At 70.0% G+C, this 7,607-nt stretch carries 6 protein-coding genes; 1 reads left to right on the top strand and 5 read right to left on the bottom strand.

Annotated elements, in window-relative coordinates:
- Positions 1 to 112: 112 nt before the first annotated feature.
- The 5 genes from ACWEVO_RS23660 to chvE all read right to left on the bottom strand — a co-directional run bounded on the left by ACWEVO_RS23660 (position 113) and on the right by chvE (position 5,983).
- Entirely contained in the window at positions 113 to 946 is an 834-nt protein-coding gene (locus ACWEVO_RS23660) for an alpha/beta fold hydrolase (RefSeq protein WP_452309705.1), read from the bottom strand.
- Between the two features lie 92 nt (positions 947 to 1,038).
- Complete coding sequence (locus ACWEVO_RS23665; RefSeq protein ID WP_452309706.1) at positions 1,039 to 1,803, bottom strand: DUF427 domain-containing protein; 765 nt, start codon at positions 1,801 to 1,803, stop codon at positions 1,039 to 1,041.
- Between the two features lie 205 nt (positions 1,804 to 2,008).
- Positions 2,009 to 3,271, bottom strand: coding sequence for a multiple monosaccharide ABC transporter permease (mmsB, locus tag ACWEVO_RS23670; RefSeq protein WP_452309707.1), 1,263 nt, complete (start codon positions 3,269 to 3,271; stop codon positions 2,009 to 2,011).
- Complete coding sequence (gene mmsA / locus ACWEVO_RS23675; RefSeq protein WP_452309709.1) at positions 3,268 to 4,797, bottom strand: multiple monosaccharide ABC transporter ATP-binding protein; 1,530 nt, start codon at positions 4,795 to 4,797, stop codon at positions 3,268 to 3,270. The genes mmsB and mmsA overlap by 4 nt, the downstream gene beginning before the upstream one ends.
- Positions 4,798 to 4,852: 55 nt before the next feature.
- Positions 4,853 to 5,983, bottom strand: a complete 1,131-nt coding sequence (gene chvE, locus ACWEVO_RS23680; protein ID WP_452309708.1) for a multiple monosaccharide ABC transporter substrate-binding protein — start codon at positions 5,981 to 5,983, stop codon at positions 4,853 to 4,855.
- Between the two features lie 634 nt (positions 5,984 to 6,617).
- Between chvE and ACWEVO_RS23685 the strand changes: the two genes are divergently transcribed.
- Positions 6,618 to 7,607: multidrug effflux MFS transporter (locus tag ACWEVO_RS23685; protein ID WP_452309710.1), on the top strand; the 990-nt coding region annotated here is incomplete at its 3' end.

Raw genomic sequence — 7,607 nt, forward strand, 5'->3', positions numbered from 1 at the left:
ACCCGGACCGGGAGGAGGACTGGGCCTACCTGCGGGAGTACTCGCCGTACCACAACATCCGCACCCCAGTGCGGATGCGACGACGTCGGGGCGCACCGGAACCCCGACCGGGTCAGCTCGGCTGGTCGTCGAGGAACGCGAGGGTGGCGGCGGCGAACAGTGGCGAACTGAAGATGCTGTAGTGCGTCAGGCCGGGCAGGATGGCCAGCGCGTGGCCGCCCCTCGGCCGTCCCTCGTTCATCCAGCCGCCGTCGCGCAGGCCCCCGTCGAGCAGATTGAACACCTCGACGTAGTGGCTCGGCGGGGCCATGTCGGCGTCGGCCGCCATGATCAGCGTCGGCACCCGCAGGCCGCGGACGTCCTCGGTGTAGTCGAAGTCCTGCGCCATCAGCGCGCCGATCTTGTCCAGCAGCCGGGGGAAGTCCTCCGGTCGCGGCGCGACCCGCTGGTAGAGCTGGTACATCGGAGTGTCCTTCATGAACTCGGCCGCGGCCGCGCCCACCTGGCCCTGCTGGGCGCGCATCTCGGCGTAGATCGCGGTCGAGCGCACGTGCGCCGAGGCTGCGACCAGCCGGCGGATCTTCTCCGGGTATTTCACCGCGGCCCGCAGCGCCACCCCACCACCGAGCGAGTAGCCGACCAGGTCGGGCCGGTCGAGTTCGAGGTGGTCGATGAGCGCGGCGATGTCGTCGGCCATGAACTGCAGGTCGAGCGGGCGGTCGATGTCGGCGGTGCGGCCGTGCCCCTGCAGGTCGACCGCGACGACCCGGTGCCGCTGGGCCAGCGCGGGCAGGACCGGCCCGAACATCTCGCCCGAGCCGAGCCCGCCGTGCAGCAGGATCAGCGGTTGTCCGCTGCCGTGCGTCTCGTAGTAGAGGTTGATGCCGTTGACCTCGGCGTACCGGCCGGTGCCCTCGACCTCGGTGGTCCAATCGGTGGCGGTCACAGTGACGTTCCCCCGTCTCGCTCGTGCTCCGACGTTTCCGTCCCACCGTAGACACGGGGTGTGACGCTCGCCGCCCTGCCGCGCCGGGCCGGTCAGGAGAAATGAGTCTTCGGCCGGGCGAGCCGGCGGCCGTCGACGACGAGGTCCACCTTCTCGTTGTAGAAGGCGACCAGGCCGGCGATCGGCAGCAGCGCCGCGGTGGGGAAGCCGTACGACCAGGCCAGGTCCGGGTGGACGGCGCCGCCGTCGCGGACCGACCACCAGTCGGTGGTCCAGCCCTTGTAGGGGCAGGCGGTACGCGTCTCCGACGGGACGAGCCTCGCGAAGTCGACATCGGTGCGGTTGAGGTAGTAGCGGGTCGGCAGACCGGTCTCGAAGACCAGCACGGGGGAGGTCGACTCGGCCAGCACGATGCCGTCGAGTTCCACCCGTACCCGGCGGGTGGAGCGCAGCGCGTCGACCCGGGCGTACGGGTTGCGGGGATGGACGAAGACCTCCTCGTCCTCCTCGAACCAGGCGTCCAGCGCGGCCCACTCGAACCGCACCGTGTCGGCCAGTCCGGGCAGCGCGTCGTCGTTGTACCACCGGGCGCAGGAGTCGCGTGTCGTCTCGCCCACCAGCAGCCCGTGCACCCAGGCGGTGCCGCGCGGGGAATCCTCCGTGCGGCCCTCGTCGACGAGGAACTCGCGGCGGACGTCGGCCACCGGGATGTAGTACTGCGGGTAGAACGGCCACTCCCACACGTACCGCGCCCGGGTGGTGTCCAGCACCGGCTGGCCGGCGAGGTACGCCCGGACGCGGCGCGGCACCGGCTCGATCCGGTTGGCCGTGGCGATGGCCTTCGGGTAGTCCGACACCGCGTCCTCCACTCTCGCGATCGGGGCACCCGTTCAACGATCGGCGCGGCGCGGGGTCGCCGGCGGGCGGGTGTCCGAGGGCGTCCGCCCCGTGGTCGCGGTGCGGACGCCCGTCGGGTTCGGCCGGCGTGCGGTCAGGCGTAGCCGAGCGAAAGGCTGTTGCACACGAAGCTGGCTGCCCGGCGTGGTCAACCGGGGTATGCCGTCACCGGTTCACCAGGCCGGCGCGGCGCTTGGACCAGACGTCGAAGGCGACCGCGGCCAGCAGGACCGCGCCCTTGACCAGCATCACCCGTTCGCTCGGCGCGCCGATCAACGACATGCCGTTGTTGATCACACCCATGATGAGGCCGCCGGTGATCGCGCCCACCACCTTGCCGACACCGCCTTGCACGGCCGCCCCGCCGATGAACGCGGCGGCGATCGCGTCCAGTTCGAAGGCGTTGCCGGCGGTCGGCCCGGCCTGGTTGAGCCGGCCGGCGAAGATGACCCCGGCGAGCGCGGAGAGCACGCCCATGTTGACGAAGATCCAGAAGACCACGGAGCGAACCTTGACGCCGGAGAGCATGGCGGCCTGGAGGTTGCCGCCGACGGCGTAGATCTGCCGGCCGAACACCGCCCGGCTGGTCAGCAGGGAATACGCCAGCACCAGCGTGGCCAGCAGCACCAGTACCCAGGGCAGGTTCTTGAACCGGGCGAGCTGTACGACCACCGTCAGGATGACCGCGGCGGCCAGGAACAGCTTCAGCACGAACAGCGGCAGCGGTTCGACCGCCTGCCGGTAGCCGAGTCGGGCCGCCCGGCCGCGCCACTGCACGAGGGCCAGTCCGGCCACCACGGCCACGCCCACCAGCAGGCTGAACAGGTCGGCGCCGCCCAGCGGGCCGAGGCCGACGTTGCCCAGGTAGCCCTCGGTGAAGCCGTTGGACAGGGTGCGCACGGGGTCGGGGAAGGGGCCGATGCCCTGGTTGCCGAGGACGGTCAGGGTGAGCGCCCGGAACAACAGCATGCCGGCCAGGGTGACGATGAACGCCGGGATGCCGAAGTAGGCGATCCAGAAGCCCTGCCAGGCGCCGATCGCGGCGCCGGCCACCAGGGTGATCAGCAGGGCCAGCGGCCAGGCCACGTGCAGCTGGACCATGAGGACGGCGGCGATCGCGCCGGTCACCGCGACAAGCGACCCGACGGAGAGGTCGATGTGCCCCGCGATGATGATCAGGATCATGCCGATGGCCAGGATCAGGATGTACGAGTTCTGCACGATGATGTTGGAGATGTTCTGCGGTTGCAGGAGCGCGCCGTCGGTGAGCACGGAGAACAGCACGACGATCAGCGCGAAGGCCAGGTAGATCCCGCTCTGCCGGAGGTTGACGGAGAACCGGCGGCCGCCGCCGGCCGGTTTCACCGCCTCGGCGAGGTCGGGTGCCTCCGCCGGGACGGTCTGGTTCGTGGGGGCGACGCTGCTCATCGCGGGCCTGCTCCTGTTCCCGTGGTCATCAGCTGCATGAGGCGTTCCTGGGTGGCGTCGGCCCGGCTGAGCTCGCCGGTAACCCGGCCGGCCGCGAGGGTGTAGATGCGGTCGCAGATGCCGATCAGTTCGGGCAGCTCCGACGAGATGACCAGGATGGCCTTTCCCTCGTCGGCCAACCGGTTGATGATCGTGTATATCTCGTACTTCGCGCCGACGTCGATGCCCCGGGTCGGTTCGTCGAGGATCAGGACGTCGGGATCCGTGAAGATCCATTTGGCCAGCACGACCTTCTGCTGGTTGCCGCCGCTGAGCTTGCCGGTGGCGCTGAGCACGCTCGGCGCCTTGATGGCCAGGCTGCGCCGGAAGTCGTCGGCGACGCGGAACTCCTGGTTGCCGTCGACCCAGCCCCACCGGGCGAGCCGGCTCAGGCCGGCCGCGGAGACGTTGCGCCGGATGTCCTCGATCAGGTTGAGCCCGTACCGTTTGCGGTCCTCGGTGACGTACGCGATGCCGTGCGCGATCGCGTCGCTGACCGAGCGCAGGTGGATCTCGCGACCGTCCTTGATGATGCGTCCCGAGATGTCGGTGCCGTAGGCCCGGCCGAAGACACTCATCGCCAGCTCGGTGCGGCCGGCGCCCATCAGCCCGGCCAGCCCGACGATCTCCCCCCGGCGCAGGGTGAGCCCCGCGTCCGACACCACTCTGCGCCCGCGCTGGGTGGGGCTGTGCACGGTCCAGTCCTCGATCCGCAGCGCCTCGTCGCCGATCCGCGGCTCGTGCGGCGGGAAGCGGTGGTCCAGGTCCCGGCCCACCATGCCGGCGATGATCCGCTCCTCGGTGACGGTGTCCGTACGCATGTCGAGGGTCTCGATCATCCGTCCGTCGCGCAGGATGCTGATGGAGTCGGCGATCGCGGCGATCTCGTTCAGCTTGTGCGAGATGATCACGCAGGTGATGCCCTCGGCGCGTAGCCCGCGCAGCAGGTTCAGCAGGTGCGCGGAGTCGTCGTCGTTGAGGGCCGCCGTCGGTTCGTCGAGGATGAGCAGGCGAACCCGCTTCGACAGCGCCTTCGCGATCTCGACCAGCTGCTGCTTGCCGACCCCGATGTCGAGGACCGGCGTGACCGGGTTCTCGCGCAGGCCGACCCGGGCGAGCAGTTCGCCGGCCTCGTGGTTGGTCCGGTGCCAGTCGATGAGGCCGTGCCGGGTCTGCTCGTTGCCGAGGAAGATGTTCTCCGCGATGGACAGCTGCGGGCACAGCGCCAGTTCCTGATGGATGATCACGATGCCCTGCCGCTCGCTGTCCCGGACGCCGTGGAACTGGCAGGGCTGCCCGTCGAAGACGATCTCGCCGTCGTAACTGCCGTGCGGGTACACCCCCGACAGGACCTTCATCAGGGTGGACTTGCCGGCGCCGTTCTCGCCGCAGATCGCGTGGATCTCGCCACGGCGAACGGACAGCGAGACGTCGGACAGCGCGGCGACGCCCGGGAAGGTCTTGGTGATCCGGCGCATCCGCAGGATGTGGTCGGTCATGCTGGCTCCCTCGACGGTCTCGGATCGACCGGCCCGGCTCGGGTCAGGAGGTCAACTGCGCCTCGGTGAGGTAGCCGCTGTCGATGAGCTCCTTCTTGTAGTTGCTCTTGTCGACGATCACCGGCTCCAGCAGGTAGGCCGGGACGACCTTGGTGCCGTTGTCGTAGTCCTTGTCGTTGTTGATCTCGGGCTTGCCGCCCTTGAGGACGGCGTCGGCCATGGTCGCGGTCACCTCGGCGAGCTTGCGGGTGTCCTTGTAGATGGTGGAGTACTGCTCGCCGGCGATGATCGACTTGACCGAGGTGACCTCCGCGTCCTGGCCGGTGACCACCGGGTACGGCTGACCCGCCGTGCCGTACCCGTTGCTCTTGAGCGCGGATAGGATCCCGATGGACAGCCCGTCGTACGGCGACAGGACGCCGTCGACCTTGGCGCCGCTGCTGTACGTCTTGGTGAGGATGTCCTCCATCCGCTTCTGCGCGGCCTCGGCCTTCCACCGCAGGATGGCGACGGTCTTGAAGTCCTTCTGCCCGCTGCGGACCACCAGGGTGCCCTTGTCGAGGTAGGGCTTCAGCACCGACATCGCGCCGTTGTAGAAGAACGTGGCGTTGTTGTCGTCCGGAGAGCCGGCGAAGAGCTCCACGTTGAACGGCCCCTTGGCGGTGCCGTCCGAACCGTCGGCGTTCTTCAGCTTCAGGCCGACCAGCAGCGAGGTCGCCTGCTGGACGCCCACCTTGAAGTTGTCGAAGGTGGTGTAGTAGTCGACGTTCGGGCTGTTGCGGATCAACCGGTCGTAGGCGATCACCGGGATCTTCTTGTCCGCGGCCTCCTGCAGCTGGGTGGTGATCGCGGTGCCGTCGATCGAGGCGATGACGAGCAGTTTCGCGCCCTTGGTGATCTGGTTCTCGACCTGGTTGACCTGGGTCGGGATGTCGTCCTCCGCGTACTGGAGGTCGACCTTGTAGCCGAGCTTCTCCAGGGCCTTGCGCAGGTTGTCGCCGTCGTGGACCCAGCGTTCCGAGGACTTGGTGGGCATGGTGACGCCGACCAGCGCTCCGGCGTTGGAGCCCGAGTCCTGCGCCTGGTCGACGGTCTTGGTGCTGGAGCCGCAGGCGCTCATCGCCGCGCCGAGCACCAGGGCGCCGACCGCTGCCGTGAGCCGTACGAGTTTCATGTGCCGTCCTTCCGAGTGGGGCGGCCGGTCGACCGGCCGATCGGGCGTGGCTGGTGGGCTGGCGGTCCGCGATCCCCGGACGCCGTCGCGGTGCCGGGCCGCCGGTCGGCCCGGGGCAGCGGACTGGAGACGGGGGCGGACGACCGCTCACCTCCCTCGTGACAACGGCGACGACAACGAGGACGCCGACGGTGAACGACGTCAGTGTTATCGCTAACATTTGCGCGGTCAACGGCGGCGCCCGTAACGCTTGGGTAACGTGCCTGAAGTGCTGCCATCCATGTCGGACACATCCCCGCCATGGCTCTATCCACGGCATGGCTAAGGCTGCGCCGGACAGCGTCGAGTGGACCGGCGACATGGCGGGCGTCGATGTTAGCGTTCCCCGGCGGCCCTTCTGGCGCCTCGCAGAGGTCGGCAACGACGCTGCCCTCGCCTGCCGCTCCACAGGAGGGCGCCCGGACAAGACGTCGAGGGTCGGCCGGCACCTGGTCGGCTGTGACCTCACGCACCTTTCGCCGGTCGGGGAATCAGATCACCCGGCGGCGATTTGCTGCCAGGTGTGAGCGTTGCAGAAATCCCCGCCACGGACGTGGCCCCCACCGTCGCGCCGATCGAGACACCCGGTGACCTGATGAGCGCCCGGCAACGGCTGCGGCTCGTGCTCGTCCTCGGCTCGCTCATCGCGATCGGGCCGCTGACCATCGACATGTACCTGCCCGCGCTGCCCGCCATCGCCGTCGACCTGCACACCACGTCCGCGGCCGTGCAGCTCACCCTGACCGGCACCCTCGCCGGCCTCGCCCTCGGCCAACTGCTGATCGGCCCGCTCTCCGACGCGGTCGGCCGACGCCGGCCGCTGCTGGCCGGCATCGCGCTGCACATCGTGGCCTCGGTGCTCTGCGTCCTCGCGCCGGACATCGCCGTCATCGGCGTACTGCGCGTGCTGCAGGGGCTCGGCGTCGCGGCCGCGTCGGTGGTGGCCATGGCGGTCGTCCGCGACCTGTTCAGCGGCGCGGCCTTCGCCCGGCTCTTCTCCCGACTGATGCTGGTCATGGGGGCGGCCCCGGTCCTCGCCCCGACCCTCGGCAGCGGGCTGCTGCGCTGGTCGGACTGGCGCGGCGTGTTCGCCGCCCTCGCGGTGTTCGGCGTCCTGCTGGCCATGGTCGCGGCGTTCGGGCTCGCCGAGACCCTGCCGCCCGGGCGGCGGCGCCCCGGCGGCGTCAGCACCATTCTGCGGGACTACCGGGCCCTGCTGCGCGACCGGACCTTCGTCGGGCTCGTCCTGGTCGCGGGCCTCGCCATGGCGGCGCTGTTCGCGTACGTCTCCGGCTCGTCCTTCGTCTTCCAGCAGCGGTACGGGCTGGACGAGCAGCAGTTCGGGCTCGTCTTCGGCGCCGGCGCGGTCGGCCTGATCGGGGCCACCCAGTGGAACGTCCGGCTGCTGCGCCGGTACTCGCCGCAGCGCATCCTGGTGACCGCCCTCGGCGTGGGCGCCGTGGCCGGCCTGGTCCTGGTCGCCTTCGCCGCCACCGAGGTCGGTGGCCTCCCCGCCATCCTGGTCTCGCTGTGGGCGGTGCTCGCCGCCGCCGGGCTCGCCATGCCGGGACAGCGCCAGGGCGGG

The sequence above is a fragment of the Micromonospora sp. NPDC003776 genome (assembly GCF_053605645.1).